The sequence below is a fragment of the Nitratidesulfovibrio sp. genome (assembly GCF_040373385.1).
GTDB lineage: Bacteria > Desulfobacterota > Desulfovibrionia > Desulfovibrionales > Desulfovibrionaceae > Cupidesulfovibrio.
In genome coordinates, this window is sequence record NZ_JBDXXH010000006.1 from 31,774 (window position 1) to 47,061 (window position 15,288).

Consider the following 15,288-nt stretch of genomic DNA (forward strand, 5'->3'; position numbering starts at 1 on the left):
TTCCAGACAACGGCGGCGCGCCGCCTCGGAGACTGTTCATGTTCACCGGCATCATTCAGGGACAGGGCGGCATCGTGGCCGTGGAGGGCGCGGGCAAGGAAACCCGCCTGCGCATCCGGCCCCTGTTCATGCTGTCCGACATTATGGTGGGTGAATCCATCGCGGCCAACGGCGTGTGCCTGACCGTGGAAACCCACGGCGGCAGCCGCGATGCCGCGTGGTACACCTGCTACGCCTCTGCGGAAACCATGCGCCTGACCACCCTGGCCGACCTCAAGACCGGCGACAGGGTGAACCTGGAACGCGCGCTGGCCATGGGCGACCGGCTGGGCGGGCACATGGTGGCGGGCCACGTGGACTGCGTGGCCACCGTGGCCGAGGTGCGCGAAGAAGGCCAGTCGCGCCGCTACCGGCTGAAGTTTCCGCAGGAATTCGGCCCCCAGGTCATCCCCAAGGGCTCCGTGGCCCTTGACGGGGTGAGCCTGACGGTTAATCATTGCGGCCCGGATTTTCTGGAGGTCAACGTCATTCCCGAAACGCAGCGGGTTACCACCATCGCAGGGTGGAAGCCCGGAGTCCGCGTGAACATGGAGACGGACCTCATCGGCAAGTACGTGCAGCGCATGCTTTCGGCATGGCAGGGCGGTCCATCCGCCACCGGCCATGCTGCCTCCGGCTCCGGCGGGGGCGGTGCGCTGACCGTGGAATTCCTGAAGGAACACGGCTTCTAGGCGTTTTCGCAGAACGCCGGGGCCGGGTCTTCACCCATGTCCAGAACGCCGCGCCCGTACGGGGCGGCGCCGCATATCCAGAGGTAGCCATGCCCATTTGCAAGACCGAGGAAGCCATCGAGGAAATCCGCAAGGGTCGGATGATCATCCTGGTGGACGATGAAGACCGCGAGAACGAAGGCGACCTGACCATCGCCGCCCAGCACATCACCCCGGAAATCATCAATTTCATGGCCACGCACGGGCGCGGCCTGATCTGCCTGGCCCTTGAACCGGCGCAGGTGGACAAGCTGCAACTGCCCATGATGACCCGCCGCAACGGCTCGAAGTTCGGCACCAACTTCACGGTGTCCATCGAGGCGCGCAAGGGCGTGACCACGGGCATTTCCGCCGCCGACCGCGCCACCACCATCCTGGCAGCCGTGGCCGACGAGGCCCAGCCCGAAGACCTGGTGACCCCCGGCCACATCTTTCCGCTGCGGGCCCAGAAGGGCGGCGTGATGGTGCGCGCCGGGCAGACCGAGGGCAGCGTCGATCTTTCGAAGCTGGCCGGGTTGAAGGGCGCGGCGGTGATCTGCGAGATCATGCGCGACGACGGCGAAATGGCCCGCATGCCCGACCTGATCGAGTTTGCGAAAAAGCACGACATGAAGATCGCCACCATCCGCGATCTCATCCGCTACCGCATGCAGTCGGGCCTTTTGTCCGTAAAGCGCGTGGCAGAAGCGAAGATGCCCACCAAGTACGGCGAATTCCGCGTCATCGCGTACGAGAACGAACTGCACGACGAAACCCACCTGGCGCTCGTCAAGGGCGACATCACCCCCGGCGAGCCGGTGCTGGTGCGCGTGCACAGCGAATGCCTGACCGGCGACGTGCTGGGTTCCATGCGCTGCGACTGCGGCGGCCAGCTGGCGGCGGCCATGTGCCAGATTGCGGGCGAGGGCAAGGGCGTGCTTTTGTACATGCGCCAGGAAGGGCGCGGCATCGGCCTTGCCAACAAGATCCGCGCCTATGCCTTGCAGGACCAAGGCTACGACACCGTGGAGGCCAACCACAAGCTGGGCTTCAAGGCGGACCTGCGCGACTACGGCATCGGCGCGCAGATTCTGGTGGACCTTGGCGTGCGCAAGATGCGCATGCTGACCAACAACCCCAAGAAGATCATCGGCCTTGAAGGCTACGGCATCGATGTGGTGGAACGGGTGCCCGTGGAACTGGAATCCTGCTCCTTCAACGAGGCGTACCTGCGCACCAAGAAGGAAAAGATGGGCCACCTGCTCGAGCTCAAGCACACCGATACGCCGAGCGAAATCTAACCGACGCACAACCGCCCCGCCCGCGCCCGGCATAGCCCGGCGCGGGCGGAGGACGGCCCCATATCACGCCCCGGCGCGCCGCCGGAAAAGGAGACCCCCAATGTTGCACGTCAAGACCATCGAGGGCCAGTTCGACGCCAAGGGCCTGAAGTTCGCCATCATCGCCACCCGCTTCAACGACTTCATCGTGGACCGTCTGGTGGGCGGTGCGGTGGATTACCTGGCCCGCCACGGCTGCGAGCGCGAGGACATGACCATCGTCCGCATTCCCGGCGCATTCGAAATGCCCATCGTGGCCCAGAAGCTGGCCAAGAGCGGCCGCTACCACGGCATCATCGCCCTGGGCGCCGTCATTCGCGGGGCCACTCCCCATTTCGACTTCGTGGCCGGTGAAGCCACCAAGGGCCTGGCCCACATTTCGCTCGATTCCGGCGTGCCCGTGGGCTTCGGCCTGCTGACCACCGATTCCATCGAGCAGGCCATCGAACGCGCGGGCACCAAGGCGGGCAACAAGGGCGTGGAAGCCGCCGCCGCCGTGCTGGAAACCGTGCGCGTGATGGAGCAGCTGTAACCCCATGACCAACCAGGGCAAAAAACCCACCCGGCGCAGCGAGCGCGCGTTGGCCTTCCAGGTGCTGTACGGGCTCAGCTTCACCCCGGCCACCAGCGAAGGCGCGTTGCGCGCGGCCTATGCCGCCTCGCCCGATGTGGCCGACCGCACCGCCGAGGACGAAAAGCCCGACCGGCACGCCCCCGCCACCGCCCCGCAGGGCTACGCGTGGGAAGTCATCCTCGGCGTGTGGAAGACGCAGGCCGAACTGGACGAGGCGGTTTCGGGATTTTCGCAGAACTGGCGCGTGGAGCGCATGGGCCGCGTGGAACTGACGCTGCTGCGCATCGCCGTGTACGAAATGCTGTTCCGCGACGACGTGCCCGCCAAGGTGGCCATGAACGAGGCCATCGAGCTTTCGAAGCAGTTCGGCGACGACAACTCGCGCGGGTTCATCAACGGCATTCTCGACGCGGTGGCCCGCGCGGTGGAATCGGGCCGACTATCGCCCAAGGGGCAGTAGGCCCCGGTGCTGGCGGGGGAGTTCGGCGGCGCTTAACCGCCCGGAATCACCCCGCGAATGCGCAATTGGCACTTGAAGGCGCGCGTCCGAAAGGCTACGGTCTGACGGGCTCGCGCCCTCGGTCTTCCCGGCAGGCACGCCCCGCCAGTTCAGAACCGGACCAGATGCCGGTTCAGAGACTCGCCACCACCGGCGGACGGAACAGGCACCGGCCACCAACGGCACGGCAGGCGGCCCCGCACCAGTTCACACGGACCAGTTCACACGGACCAGTTCACACGGACCAGTTCACGGGAACCAGTTCACACGGACCAGCCCACAAGGACCAACGCGGCATGAAACCCGAACGCGGCATGAAATACGATCACCAGTCCATCGAAATCAAATGGCAGCGCACCTGGGAAGAAAGCGGCACCTTCCACTGCGACCACCACTCCGACAAGCCCAAGTACTACGTGCTCGAGATGTTCCCCTATCCGTCGGGCAACATCCACATGGGGCACGTGCGCAACTATTCCATCGGCGACGTGGTGGCCCGTTTCAAGCGCATGCAGGGCTTCAACGTGCTGCACCCCATGGGCTGGGACGCCTTCGGGCTGCCCGCGGAAAATGCCGCCATCAAGCACGGCACCCATCCCGCCAAGTGGACCTTTTCCAACATCGACAACATGCGCAGCCAGTTGCGCCGCCTTGGCTACTCGTATGACTGGCGGCGCGAGCTTGCCACCTGCACGCCCGAATACTACCGCTGGGAGCAGCAGTTCTTCCTGCGCTTCTTCGAGAAGGGCCTTGTGTACCGCAAGCAGGCCCCGCAGAACTGGTGCCCCAAGTGCCACACCGTGCTCGCCAACGAGCAGGTCATCGAAGGGCTGTGCTGGCGCTGCGACTCCGCCGTGGAGCAGAAGAACCTGACCCAGTGGTTCCTGCGCATCACCGACTACGCGGAAGAACTGCTGGCCGACCTCGACAAGCTGGAAGCGGGCTGGCCCGAGCGTGTTGTGAGCATGCAGCGCAACTGGATCGGCAAGTCCATCGGCGCGGAGATCGTGTTTCCGCTGGAGAATGCCGACAGTTCCATCACCGTGTTCACCACCCGGCAGGACACCGTGTTCGGCGCCACCTTCATGAGCCTTGCGCCGGAACATCCCTTGGTGGAACAGCTCATTGACGGAAAGCCCGAAGCTCCGGCGGTGCGGGCCTTCGTGGAGCGCATCCGCAACATGGACCGCATCGTGCGCCAGTCGGACGACCTGGAAAAGGAAGGCGTGTTCACCGGTGCCTACTGCGTGAACCCCTTCACCGGCCACCGCATGCCCATCTGGGTGGCCAACTTCGTGCTGGCCGAATACGGCACCGGCGCGGTCATGGCCGTGCCCGCGCACGACCAGCGCGACTTCGAGTTCGCCCGCAAGTACGACCTGCCCATGCAGGTGGTCATCCAGCCGGAAGGCGATGCGCTGGACACCGCCGCCATGCAGGCCGCCTGGACCGAGGCAGGCCTGCTGGTCAATTCCGGCGAATTCGACGGCCTGCCCAACGATGCCGCCAAGCAGAAGATCGCCGATTCGCTGGAAGCCTCCGGCAAAGGCCGCCGCACGGTCAACTACCGCCTGCGCGACTGGAACATCTCGCGCCAGCGGTACTGGGGCGCACCCATTCCCGTGGTGTACTGCGATACCTGCGGCGTGGTGGCCGAAAAGGACGAGAACCTGCCCGTGCTGCTGCCGCTGGAAGTGCGCACCCACGAGGATGGCCGCTCGCCCCTGCCCGACACCCCCGAATTCGCGGACTGCATCTGCCCCAAATGCGGCGGCAAGGGCCGCCGCGAGACCGACACCATGGACACCTTCGTGGAGTCCTCGTGGTATTTCGCGCGCTACACCAGCGCCGGCAAGAACGACGGCGCGTTCGACCCCGCCGCGCTCAAGTACTGGATGCCCGTGGACCAGTACATCGGCGGCGTGGAACACGCCATCCTGCACCTGCTTTACTCGCGTTTCTTCGTGAAGGCCCTGCGCGACTGCGGCTACATGGACCTGGACGAACCCTTCGCCAACCTGCTCACCCAGGGCATGGTGCTGAAGGAAGGGGCCAAGATGTCCAAGTCCAAGGGCAACGTGGTGGACCCCACCGAAATGATCGCCCGCTACGGGGCGGACACGGTGCGCCTGTTCTGCCTGTTCGCCGCGCCGCCGGAACGCGACTTCGACTGGAGCGATAGCGGCATCGAGGGTTCCTACCGCTTCATCGGGCGCATCTGGCGCCTGGCCGAGGAACTTTCCGGCGTGCTCATGCCCGTCAAGGCCTGCTCGGCCACGGCGGCAGACGCCGCGACGCCCCAGGCCAAGGACCTGCGCAACAAGGAACACGCCACGGTGCGCAAGGCCGGGGCGGACATCAGCGACAGGTTCCAGTTCAACACGGCCATCGCGGCGGTGATGGAACTGGTCAATGCGCTGTACCTCGCCAAGGACGAATTGTCCGGAAGCGAGGGCGGTCGCCGGGTGCTGTCCAGCGCCGTGGCCACCGCGCTCACGCTGCTCTCGCCCATCACCCCGCACCTTTCCGAAGAGCTGTGGGAAGTCATCGGCAACGCCGGACGCATCACCGACGAGCCGTGGCCGCAATGGAGCGAGGAAGCCCTGGCCCGTGACGAGGAAACCATTGTGGTCCAGATCAACGGCAAGCTGCGCGGCCGCGTCAGCGTGCCCGCAGGGGCGGACGCCAAGGCCATAGAGGCCGCCGCCCTGTCGGAACCCAACGTGGCCCGCCATCTGGAGGATGTCACCGTGCGCAAGGTCGTCGTCATTCCCGGCAAGCTCGTCAACGTGGTGGTCGGCTAGCCATGGCCGCCGCGTCCTTCAGGAACCTTGGCCCGTGCGCGGGCCGCAACGGCGGATTCCTGTCCCGCATGACGCGGCGTGCGCTGCGTGTCCTCACAGTCGTGCCCCTGCTGGCCGCCCTGGCCGTACTGTCCGGCTGCGCGGGATACAACCTGACCAGCGAGGAAACCGGCATCTTCGGTGACGGCAGCAAGACCCTCAAGATCAAGAGCGTGGACAACCCCACCATGTACCCGTGGCTGCCGTACATGCTGCGTTCCGCCCTGCGGGACGAGGTTGCCGCGCGCAGCCTGGCCGTGTGGAAGGACGAAGGCCGCGCGGACTACGAGATCAAGCTGCGGGTGCACTACTTCCGCCTGCGCGGCGACGTGCGCGACTCCGACGACAGGACGCAGCTGTACACGGCCTCCATGGCCGCCGATGCCACCGTGTACGACGGCACCACCAACGCCGTGCTCTGGGAATCGAAACTCGTCACCTATTACGACTCGTACGACACCTACAACGAACGCGAGGCCGCCGAACGGGTGGGCATCGAACTGGTGCGACGGCTGGTGGACAGAATGCGCCAGCGCTTCTAGACCGCAGGCCAAGGCCCGGATATAAACGGCCCGAGGGGAGGCGTTCCCTTCGGGCCTTCTTGTTGCCGCCCCGCAACCCCACGGTGACTGCATGACCCGACCCGGCTTCACCATCTGCATCTGCCCCGATTCCCGCCTGACCCGCGACCGCATCGACGCGCTGCTGGCCGCGCATCCGTACGTGGCGCCCATGGCTGGTGACAATTCCGCCGCGTCCTCCGGATTGGGAGGGCTGGCCCCCTCAGCCCCCGCCACCTGGGACCGCCAGGCATTCTGGGGCGACGAACCCCTGCCCCCCGCCTTCTGGGAACACCTGACCCTTCAGGGGCTGTTCGCCACGCCGCGCGCGCTGGTGGTGCGCAACGCCCAGAATCTGCCCGCAGAAACCTGGAAGCGCATTTCCGCAGCGCTGGCCAAGCCCAATCCGTTGGCATGGCCCTTTCTGTGCCTGGAAGTACCCTTCGACAAGGGGCAGCCCAAAGTGCCCGCCCACATCGCCAAGCTGCGCTGCCTGGACTTTGCGGAAACGCAGAAATGGATATGGCGCTCGCCCGGCCTTGACGAACGCGGCGTGGCCACCTTCGTGCGCCAGCATGCCGCCTCGCGCTCCCTCCGTTTCGCCCCCGGCGCGCTGGAGGCGGTCTGCGCCGCCCTTCCACCCGATGCCACCGCCATCGCCACCGAACTGGAAAAGCTTTCGCTTGCAGCAGGCGACGGAGAGGTGACTCCGGCCATGGCCGCGCTGGTGGACCATGCGGCGGACATCGACATCTTTGCCTTCATGCGGGCGCTGCAAGCGGGCAACGCGCCCATGACGGTGTGGCGCCAGGTGCTGCGCGACCGGTTGGGCGGCGATTCCATGCTGTTTCCCTTTCTGGGCATGCTGCTGCGCGAAACGCGCATCCTGTGGCAGTTGCTGGCGGGCGAGCCGGTGCGCCTGCCTCCCTCGGTGCTGCCGCCCAAGCAGCAACTGGCGCGCCAGTTGGGCCATGCCGGGCTTGCCCGGATATGGGACCTGGCGCTGGAGGCGGAGCAGGGCATCAAGAGTGGCGAACGCTCACCCGAGCAGGCCATGGAAATGCTGGTGGCCGGACTGTTCACCCTGTTCGCCCGCAGCCGCCGCGCCGCGACCGGTACCGGTCAGGCTGGTGCGGGCCAAGCCGGCGGCGGACAATCCGGCAGGCCCCGTCCCCCGGCGTACGTGCCGGGCGGACAGAGGAACTGACGGATGGTGCCCCCCCCGGCCCTGCCAATCCGGCCTGCCGCCGCGCCCAGCGGGCACCGCCGGGCCATGCGCACGCCCCTCCGCCATGCGGCCATCGACCCTGCAATCACGGGCGGCCCGCCTACAACGGGCTTGCACGCCCCGTACGACTGCTTATTATGACGAATGGTCCCCACTATCACGGGCACCGGGAACGGGTGCGTGCCAGACTGCGCAACGACCCCGCCGCCCTGCCCGACTACGAGGTGCTGGAATTGCTGCTGGGCCACGTGCTGTTGCGGCGCGATACCAAACCGCTGGCCAAGGAACTGCTGACCCGCTTCGGCAGCCTGAGAGGCGTGCTGGACGCCCGGCCCTCGGAGTTGCTGGCAGTGAAGGGCTTTGGCACGTCGATGCTCGATTTCTGGGCCTTGCTGCGCGAGGTGATGGCCCGCTACGTGGAAACCCCGGCCCGCGAGCGCGAGGTGCTGGGCAGCCCGCAGGCGGTGGCGGAAATGGCCCGGATGCGTCTGGCAGCATCGCCCCACGAGGAAGTGTGGGTGGCCCTGCTGGATACCCAGAACCGCATGGTGGCATGGGAGCGGGCCTCGCGCGGCACGGTAAACGCCTCCGCCGTGTACCCGCGCGAAATCCTGGAGCTGGCCTTGCGGCACAAGGCGGCATCGATCATCCTGGTGCACAACCACCCAGGCGGCAACCCGTCGCCGTCGGCGGGAGACATCGAGATCACCCGGCAACTGGAACTTTCCGCCAAGGCCATCGGCATGCGCCTTCTGGACCACGTCATCGTCACCGATGACACCTGTTACAGCCTCAAGGATGACGGCCTGATCTGATGATGGCTGATCTGGCGACGGCCTGATCTGGCGGCCCCCCCCCGCCCCGCACGCCGGGAAAACCAGGAGCAGCACGACCATGATGCGCAGCCGATTCAGGGTCACCGGACGGGTGCAGGGGGTGGGCTTTCGCTCATGGACCTGCCGCACCGCCCGTGCCCTGGGTCTTGCCGGATGGGTGCGCAACCTGCCCGACGGCAGCGTGGAACTGGAAGCCCGGGGACCGGACAAACGCATGGACACCCTGCGCGAGGCCCTGTGGAAAGGACCCATGTTCGCCAATGTCACCAGGGTGGAGGAGCAGCCGTATCCCGATTCGTCCGATTCACCGGACGCGCCACGCGGGCCTGTTGAGGTTGTCGAGCCTGTTCTGACAGGCGGCACCGATGCGCCCGGCACGCGGGACGGGCAAAGCGCCCCCCTGCACGATTTCCATGTCCGATTCTGACACGCGAGGAGTACCCCGCATGACCGACGACATATACGACGACGGCACCCCCAAGGGGGACGGCCCAAGCTCCGGCCCAAGCTCCGGCCCAAGCTCCGGCCCAAGCTCCGACCCAAGCTCCGACAAGGACACCGGCAAGGCCGCAAGGCAACAACGGGACGCCACCGCGCCCTCCCCTGCCGACGCCGACGCCGACGCCGCGACTGACGCCACCGCCCCCACCGTCATCGACATCCAGCCCGGCGACCGGGACACTCAGGGCGACGCGACCAACGCAGAGGCAAGCGTGACCACGACGCCCCGCGCGGGTGATGATGTCCGTGCCCTGGATTTCGACGGTCTCGGCGACTTCGCCGTCGCGAAACCGGACACCCCCGACACCGTGCCCCCGGACGGACCGGAATCGACGGAAACACCCGACGGCCCGGAACTGCCCGTGCTGCCCGACGAGCTGCCCGTGCTGCCCGTGCGTGACGTGGTGGTGTTCAACTACATGATCCTGCCCCTGTTCGTGGGCCGCGAAAAGTCGGTGCAGGCCGTGGACGCGGCCCTCAACGGCAGCCGCTACCTGATGATCTGCACCCAGCGCGACGAGTCCGTGGACGACCCCGCGCCGGAAGACCTGCACCCCACCGGCACGGTGGTGATGATCATGCGCATGCTGAAGATGCCCGACAACCGGCTGAAAGTGCTGGTGCAGGGCATCAGCCGCGCCCGTGTGGAATCCTTCGGCGTGGGCGACGGCTATCTTACCGCCCGCGTGGAAACCCTGCCCGAGCCGGAACTGGGTCCGCCCACCGTCGAGCAGGAAGCCATGATGCGCGCCGCCCGCGAGCAGAGCGAAAAGATTCTTTCGCTGCGCGGCATCGCCACTTCGGACATCATGGCCGTGCTCAATTCCGTGGACGACCCCGGCCGCCTTGCCGACCTCATCGCCGCCAACCTGCGCATGAAGGTCTCCGACGCGCAGGCCATCCTGGAATGCACCGACCCCGACGCCCGGCTGCGCCTGGTCAACGAGCAGCTGGTCAAGGAAGTGGAAGTGGCGTCCATGCAGGCCAAGATCCAGAGCATGGCGCGCGAGGGCATGGACAAGGCCCAGAAGGACTACTTCCTGCGCGAGCAGATGAAGGCCATCCGCCGCGAGCTTGGCGAATCCGGCAACGAGGACGAGGAACTGGAAGACCTGACCCGCGCCCTTGAACGCTCCGGATTGCCGCGTGAAGTCCGCAAGGAAGCGGACAAGCAATTGCGCCGTCTGGCCGCCATGCATCCCGATTCGTCCGAGGCCACCGTGGTGCGCACCTACCTGGAATGGCTGGCGGAACTGCCGTGGGCCAAGCTTTCGCGCGACCGGCTGGACATCAACAAGGCCAAGGTGATCCTGGACGAGGACCACCACGGCCTCGCCAAGGTCAAGGACCGCATTCTGGAATACCTCAGCGTGCGCAAGCTGAACCCCAAGTCCAAGGGACCCATCCTGTGCTTCGCGGGGCCTCCCGGCGTCGGCAAGACCTCGCTGGGCCGGTCCATCGCCCGCGCCATGGGCCGCAAGTTCCAGCGCATCTCGCTGGGCGGCATGCGCGACGAGGCGGAAATCCGGGGCCACCGGCGCACCTACATCGGGGCCATGCCGGGGCGCATCGTGCAGAGCCTGAAGCAACTGGGCACGCGCAACCCCGTGCTGATGCTGGATGAAATCGACAAGATCGGCTCCGACTTCCGGGGCGACCCCTCATCCGCGCTGCTCGAGGTGCTGGACCCGGAACAGAACTTCTCGTTCAGCGACCATTACCTGAACGTGCCCTTCGACCTGTCCAAGGTCATGTTCATCTGCACGGCCAACCAGCTGGACACCATTCCCGCCCCCCTGCGCGACCGCATGGAGGTCATCTCCATCCCCGGCTACACCATGCAGGAAAAGCTGGCCATCGCCCGCCGCTACCTGCTGCCGCGCCAGGCCAAGGAAAACGGCCTGTCCCCGCGTGAGGTGACCGTGCCCGACGCGCTCATCGAGCGCATCATCACCGGCTACACCCGCGAGGCCGGGCTGCGGAACCTGGAGCGCGAAATAGGCTCGCTGTGCCGCAAGGTGGCCCGCCGCAAGGCCGAGGGCGAGAAAGGCCCCTTCCGGGTCACCCCGCGCATGCTGGAAAAGCTGCTGGGCGCGCCCCGCTTCATCGATGAGGAAAAGGAAACGGAACTGCTGCCCGGCGTGGCCCTGGGCCTGGCCTGGACCCCCTACGGCGGCGAGGTGCTGCACGTGGAAGTCACCCCCATGAAGGGCAAGGGCGGCGTGACCATGACCGGCCAGCTCGGCGACGTGATGAAGGAAAGCGCACAGGCCGCCATTTCCTACGCGCGCAGCCGCGCCGAACGCCTGGGCGTGGAGCCCGACTTCTCGGAAAAGCTCGACCTGCACATCCACGTGCCCGCAGGCGCCACCCCCAAGGACGGCCCCTCCGCCGGGGTGACCATGGTCACCGCGCTCATCTCCGCCCTTACCGGCACCCCGGTGCGCAGCGAACTGTGCATGACCGGCGAGATCACCCTGCGCGGCCGCGTGCTGCCCGTGGGCGGCATCAAGGAAAAGATACTGGCCGCCGTGGCGCGCGGCATGCAGCACGTCATCATCCCGCGCCAGAACATCAAGGACCTGGAAGACATCCCCGCAGACCTGCTGCGCCGCATCGAAGTCCACCCCGTGGGCCACATCGACGATCTGCTGCCCCTGGCGTTTCCGAAAGACGAATAAGGGAAGAATGAACCGGGGAGGGGACCTTTTGGAAAAGATCTCCCTCCCCGGCCCCCTCCCCCCCAACTTTTTATAGGGCTGTTCCTTTTGCCCTCCTCTCACCACGCTACAGTTCAGGGGCCATACCTACCCTTCCTCCAAAAACAACAAAACGGGCCGGAGAATATCCGGCCCGTTTTCGTATCCCCCCACCAATTAAAAAGTTTAGGGGGATGGGGGTACGGGGGAAGGAGACCCTTTTACGCGCTGCGGTCGCCATCCGTAACACTCGCGCGTTGCGCTCGTGTAACGGCTGCCGCAAAGGGTCCCTTCCCCCGTTTGCCTTCCTCAATTTCAGTCTCCCTACCCCGCCGAAAGCGGCAGGGGGCAGCGGCGTTCCAGCAGCTTGACGGTACGGTCGAAGGGCAGCGGGCGGGAGTACAGGAAGCCCTGCCCGTACAGGCAGCCCAGTTCCAGCAGCACCTCGGCCTGTTCGGGCCGTTCGATGCCTTCGGCCACCACGCCGAGGCCAAGACCCCGGCCCAGGCTGACGATGGACTGCACGATGCCGTAGGCGGCCTTTTCCTCGTGCACGCGGCTGGTGAACGACTTGTCGATCTTGATCATGTCCATGGGGAACTGGCGCAGGTAGTTCAGCGAGGAATAGCCGGTGCCGAAGTCGTCGAGCACCAGTGAAACACCCAGCTCCTTGAACTTCCACAGCTTGTCGGTAACGGCATCCACGCCGGTCAGCAGCAGGCTTTCGGTGATCTCAAGCCGCACGTCCAGCGGGTTGCAGCCGGACTCCAGGATGACGGCGGAATAGCTTTCCACCATGTTCCAGCGGCGGAAGCTGCGCGCGGAAATGTTCAGGTTCAGGGCGAATTCCGCCGCCGGTCCGGCCCGTTCGCGCAGGGCCCGCACCGAGGCGCAGCCCAGTTCCAGCACGTGCCGGTCCAGATGGTAGATCAACCCCGATTCCTCGGCCAGGGGGATGAACTCCGAAGGGGTGAGCAAGCCAAGGTCCGGGTGGTTCCAGCGTACCAGCGCCTCCAGCCCGGTGATGCGCGCGGTGCGCAGCGAAACCACCGGCTGGAAGTACAGTTCTATCTCGCCGCGCTCCATGGCCCGGCGCAGTTCGTTTTCGCGGCGCAGCTTGTCCGGGGCGGCGGGCACCACATCCTCGTCGAACAGTTCGTAGCGGCCCTTGCCCGATTCCTTGGCGCGGAACATGGCAAGGTCGGCGTCGCGCAGGATGTCTTCTGCGGATGCATACTGCCGGGCGCGCACCACCACCCCGATGCTGGCGGCCATGTACACCTCGGTGTCGTGCACCGGAAAAGGCGTACGCAGGGCGTCCTGAATGCGTTCGACGATGGTGCCCACCTCGGCGGTGTCCTCCACGTCGTCCAGCAGCACGGCAAACTCGTCGCCGCCGCAACGGGCCAGGGTGTCCACCTCGCGCAGGCAGGGCAGCACCCGGTCCGAGAACAGGCGCAACAGTTCGTCGCCCGCGCGGTGGCCCAGGCTTTCGTTGACCACCTTGAAGCGGTCGATGTCCAGGAACAGCACGGCAAAGCGGTAATGATCGTGCCGCCGGGCCCGCTTGAGGGCGCTTTCCACGCGGTCCAGCAGCAGCACCCGGTTGGGCAGGCCGGTGAGCACGTCGTGGAAGGCGGTCTGGGTCATGCGTTCCTCGTCGCGGGTGGCCGGATCGCGCCCGGCGCGGCCGTTGCCGCCCTCCAGCGGGGTGACCTGCAACAATGCGCACGGGGGATGGCCCGCCTCGCCGGGCAGGATGCGCAGGCTCTGCTGCATCCAGCGCTTTTCGCCATCGGCCCGCAGGAACGGCCACGAGGTTTCGACGATGGCGCCACCCGCCCCGGTCATCCCCGCCGTCGCGCGGATGGCCGATACCGAAAGCCACAGCCCGCCGAACTCGCGCAGGGCCTGCCCGGCCATGTCGGGGGGCAGCAGATCACGCAGTTCCGTACCCGCCAGCACGCCGTCGGGGTAGCCGAAGGCGGCCTCGAAGGCCCGGTTCACCGCCAGCAGCCTGCCCCCGGCGTCCAGCAGGGCCATGCCCGCCACCGCGTCCATGAACGAGGCGCGATAGCGCACCTCGTCCAGGGCCCGGCGCCCCATGTCGCGCCGGGCGGCCAGGGCGTCGGCCACGTGACCGGACACCAGTTCCAGCAGGCGGCGGTCTTCCGCCGAAAAGCCCGGTCTGGCCCGCGCGGGCACGGGGCGCGGCAGGGGCTGCGCATCGGTCCTGTCCGCGTGGTCGCTGTCCTCGCCGCCGTCCACCCGGCACACGATGGCTCCCATCACCTCGCCGGTGCGGGTGCGCAGCGGTACGCCCAGCCAGTGGGCGGGCACGGGGTCCGGCAGCAGGCATTCGCCAAGCTCGGCCAGTTCGCGCAGTGCGTCGGCGTCCACGTGCACGGTCTCGCCGCGCAGGTACACCCGCGCCGCAAGGTCGCACGGGGGCGCGGCATCCCTGCGCCCGGCAGATTCGGCGGATGCATAGACCGTTCGGCTGCCGTCGCCGGGGTAGACCACCAGTTCCGGCGGTTCGCCCGGCAGCAGTGAACGGAAGACGCGCGCAAAGGCCGCCCCCAGCCCGTCGGGATCGACCTCATGCAGGGTTGCATGGGCGATGAGGTGCAGTGCGGCGCGGTAGCGGTCGGGCCGGGCGGTGCCGGAGGTCTGGGCACCGTCGGCGGCGGACCAGCCCACGGGAAAGGGCACGTCGTCGAAACGTCGCCGGGCCAGGGCCTCGGGCCGGTCACCGCCCCTTTCGGGACGATCGGTACGCTCCAGCGGGCGCACCAGATGCACCACATGCAGCGGCAGCCCCAGGGCATCATGCACCGCGTACAGGGTGACCGAGGCCAGCATGGTGCCGCCGTCGCCGCGCAGAAAGCGCTTGCGCACGCTGCCGCCCTCGTCCTGGCCGGAGGCCACGCGCAGGAACAGCGCCAGCACGTCGGCCGTGCCTTCCAGCCCCACCATGCGGGCGCAGAACAGCGAAGGAATGCCTTCCGGCCCGCACCCCAGCAGGTCGGCCATGGGACCGTTCATGTACAGCAACTGACCCGCAGGATCGAACACGCACACGCCAATGCCCGCCGCGCCGAACTGCGCGGCAAGGTCGCCATGGGGCCAAACGCGGCCGGACGAAGTCGGGGCGGGCAAAGGCTGCTCGGGCAATGATGCCTGCACGGCGGTGGCGGAATCGGAAATCGGTTCGGGACTGTCGGGTGATGGGGGCTTGCCCAGCATGGCGGCCAGGTCTGGCAGCCCGGCGAACAGGGCATCGCCCGAGACGCGGATGACGGGCGGCAACGGCGACAGCGAGGGCAGCGGCGACTGATGTGCCGGATGCGACGGAAGCGATGGTTGCGACGGATGCGATGGTTGCGACGGATGCGACGGGGGCAGGTCATGCGGACACGCGCCCGGCGGGCCGGAGGGCGGGCGCACGTCAGGGCGCGC

At 67.1% G+C, this 15,288-nt stretch carries 11 protein-coding genes; 10 read left to right on the forward strand and 1 reads right to left on the reverse strand.

All coding sequences use genetic code 11. From position 1 onward, the window contains the following. Window positions 1-38: 38 nt before the first annotated feature. From ABWO17_RS11530 to lon, 10 genes are all read left to right on the forward strand, one after another. Window positions 39-731, forward strand: coding sequence for a riboflavin synthase (locus ABWO17_RS11530; protein WP_353118667.1), 693 nt, complete (start codon window positions 39-41; stop codon window positions 729-731). 89 nt (window positions 732-820) lie between these two features. After that, window positions 821-2,050: a bifunctional 3,4-dihydroxy-2-butanone-4-phosphate synthase/GTP cyclohydrolase II gene (locus tag ABWO17_RS11535; RefSeq protein WP_353118669.1), complete on the forward strand. Its 1,230-nt coding sequence runs from the start codon at window positions 821-823 to the stop codon at window positions 2,048-2,050. A gap of 100 nt (window positions 2,051-2,150) precedes the next feature. Further along, window positions 2,151-2,621: a 6,7-dimethyl-8-ribityllumazine synthase gene (gene ribH, locus ABWO17_RS11540; RefSeq protein ID WP_015946709.1), complete on the forward strand. Its 471-nt coding sequence runs from the start codon at window positions 2,151-2,153 to the stop codon at window positions 2,619-2,621. A 4-nt stretch (window positions 2,622-2,625) separates the two neighbouring features. After that, on the forward strand, window positions 2,626-3,123 hold the full coding sequence (nusB, locus tag ABWO17_RS11545) for a transcription antitermination factor NusB (protein WP_353118671.1): 498 nt from the start codon (window positions 2,626-2,628) through the stop codon (window positions 3,121-3,123). A 353-nt stretch (window positions 3,124-3,476) separates the two neighbouring features. Beyond that, on the forward strand, window positions 3,477-5,966 hold the full coding sequence (gene leuS / locus ABWO17_RS11550; RefSeq protein ID WP_353118937.1) for a leucine--tRNA ligase: 2,490 nt from the start codon (window positions 3,477-3,479) through the stop codon (window positions 5,964-5,966). Between the two features lie 2 nt (window positions 5,967-5,968). Next, entirely contained in the window at window positions 5,969-6,547 is a 579-nt protein-coding gene (gene lptE / locus ABWO17_RS11555) for an LPS assembly lipoprotein LptE (protein ID WP_353118673.1), read from the forward strand. A gap of 91 nt (window positions 6,548-6,638) precedes the next feature. Beyond that, the gene (locus tag ABWO17_RS11560; RefSeq protein ID WP_353118675.1) at window positions 6,639-7,772 is read left to right on the forward strand and encodes a DNA polymerase III subunit delta; all 1,134 of its coding nucleotides are present in this window, start codon (window positions 6,639-6,641) and stop codon (window positions 7,770-7,772) included. Between the two features lie 158 nt (window positions 7,773-7,930). Then, entirely contained in the window at window positions 7,931-8,608 is a 678-nt protein-coding gene (gene radC, locus ABWO17_RS11565) for a RadC family protein (protein WP_353118676.1), read from the forward strand. 79 nt (window positions 8,609-8,687) lie between these two features. Further along, window positions 8,688-9,056, forward strand: a complete 369-nt coding sequence (locus tag ABWO17_RS11570; RefSeq protein ID WP_353118678.1) for an acylphosphatase — start codon at window positions 8,688-8,690, stop codon at window positions 9,054-9,056. 19 nt (window positions 9,057-9,075) lie between these two features. Then, entirely contained in the window at window positions 9,076-11,811 is a 2,736-nt protein-coding gene (lon, locus tag ABWO17_RS11575) for an endopeptidase La (protein ID WP_353118680.1), read from the forward strand. Window positions 11,812-12,153: 342 nt separating this feature from the next. On the opposite strand, the gene ABWO17_RS11580 is transcribed toward lon, so the two are convergent. Further along, the gene (locus ABWO17_RS11580) at window positions 12,154-15,138 is read right to left on the reverse strand and encodes an EAL domain-containing protein (RefSeq protein ID WP_353118681.1); all 2,985 of its coding nucleotides are present in this window, start codon (window positions 15,136-15,138) and stop codon (window positions 12,154-12,156) included. Window positions 15,139-15,288: the final 150 nt, after the last annotated feature.

What these genes read in the sequence shown, in the direction of transcription:
- ABWO17_RS11530 (WP_353118667.1), top strand. Translation starts at nt 39, where the DNA reads ATGTTCACCGGCATCATTCAGGGACAGGGCGGCATCGTGGCCGTGGAG.
- ABWO17_RS11535 (WP_353118669.1), top strand. Translation starts at nt 821, where the DNA reads ATGCCCATTTGCAAGACCGAGGAAGCCATCGAGGAAATCCGCAAGGGT.
- ribH (WP_015946709.1), top strand. Translation starts at nt 2,151, where the DNA reads ATGTTGCACGTCAAGACCATCGAGGGCCAGTTCGACGCCAAGGGCCTG.
- nusB (WP_353118671.1), top strand. Translation starts at nt 2,626, where the DNA reads ATGACCAACCAGGGCAAAAAACCCACCCGGCGCAGCGAGCGCGCGTTG.
- leuS (WP_353118937.1), top strand. Translation starts at nt 3,477, where the DNA reads ATGAAATACGATCACCAGTCCATCGAAATCAAATGGCAGCGCACCTGG.
- lptE (WP_353118673.1), top strand. Translation starts at nt 5,969, where the DNA reads ATGGCCGCCGCGTCCTTCAGGAACCTTGGCCCGTGCGCGGGCCGCAAC.
- ABWO17_RS11560 (WP_353118675.1), top strand. Translation starts at nt 6,639, where the DNA reads ATGACCCGACCCGGCTTCACCATCTGCATCTGCCCCGATTCCCGCCTG.
- radC (WP_353118676.1), top strand. Translation starts at nt 7,931, where the DNA reads ATGACGAATGGTCCCCACTATCACGGGCACCGGGAACGGGTGCGTGCC.
- ABWO17_RS11570 (WP_353118678.1), top strand. Translation starts at nt 8,688, where the DNA reads ATGATGCGCAGCCGATTCAGGGTCACCGGACGGGTGCAGGGGGTGGGC.
- lon (WP_353118680.1), top strand. Translation starts at nt 9,076, where the DNA reads ATGACCGACGACATATACGACGACGGCACCCCCAAGGGGGACGGCCCA.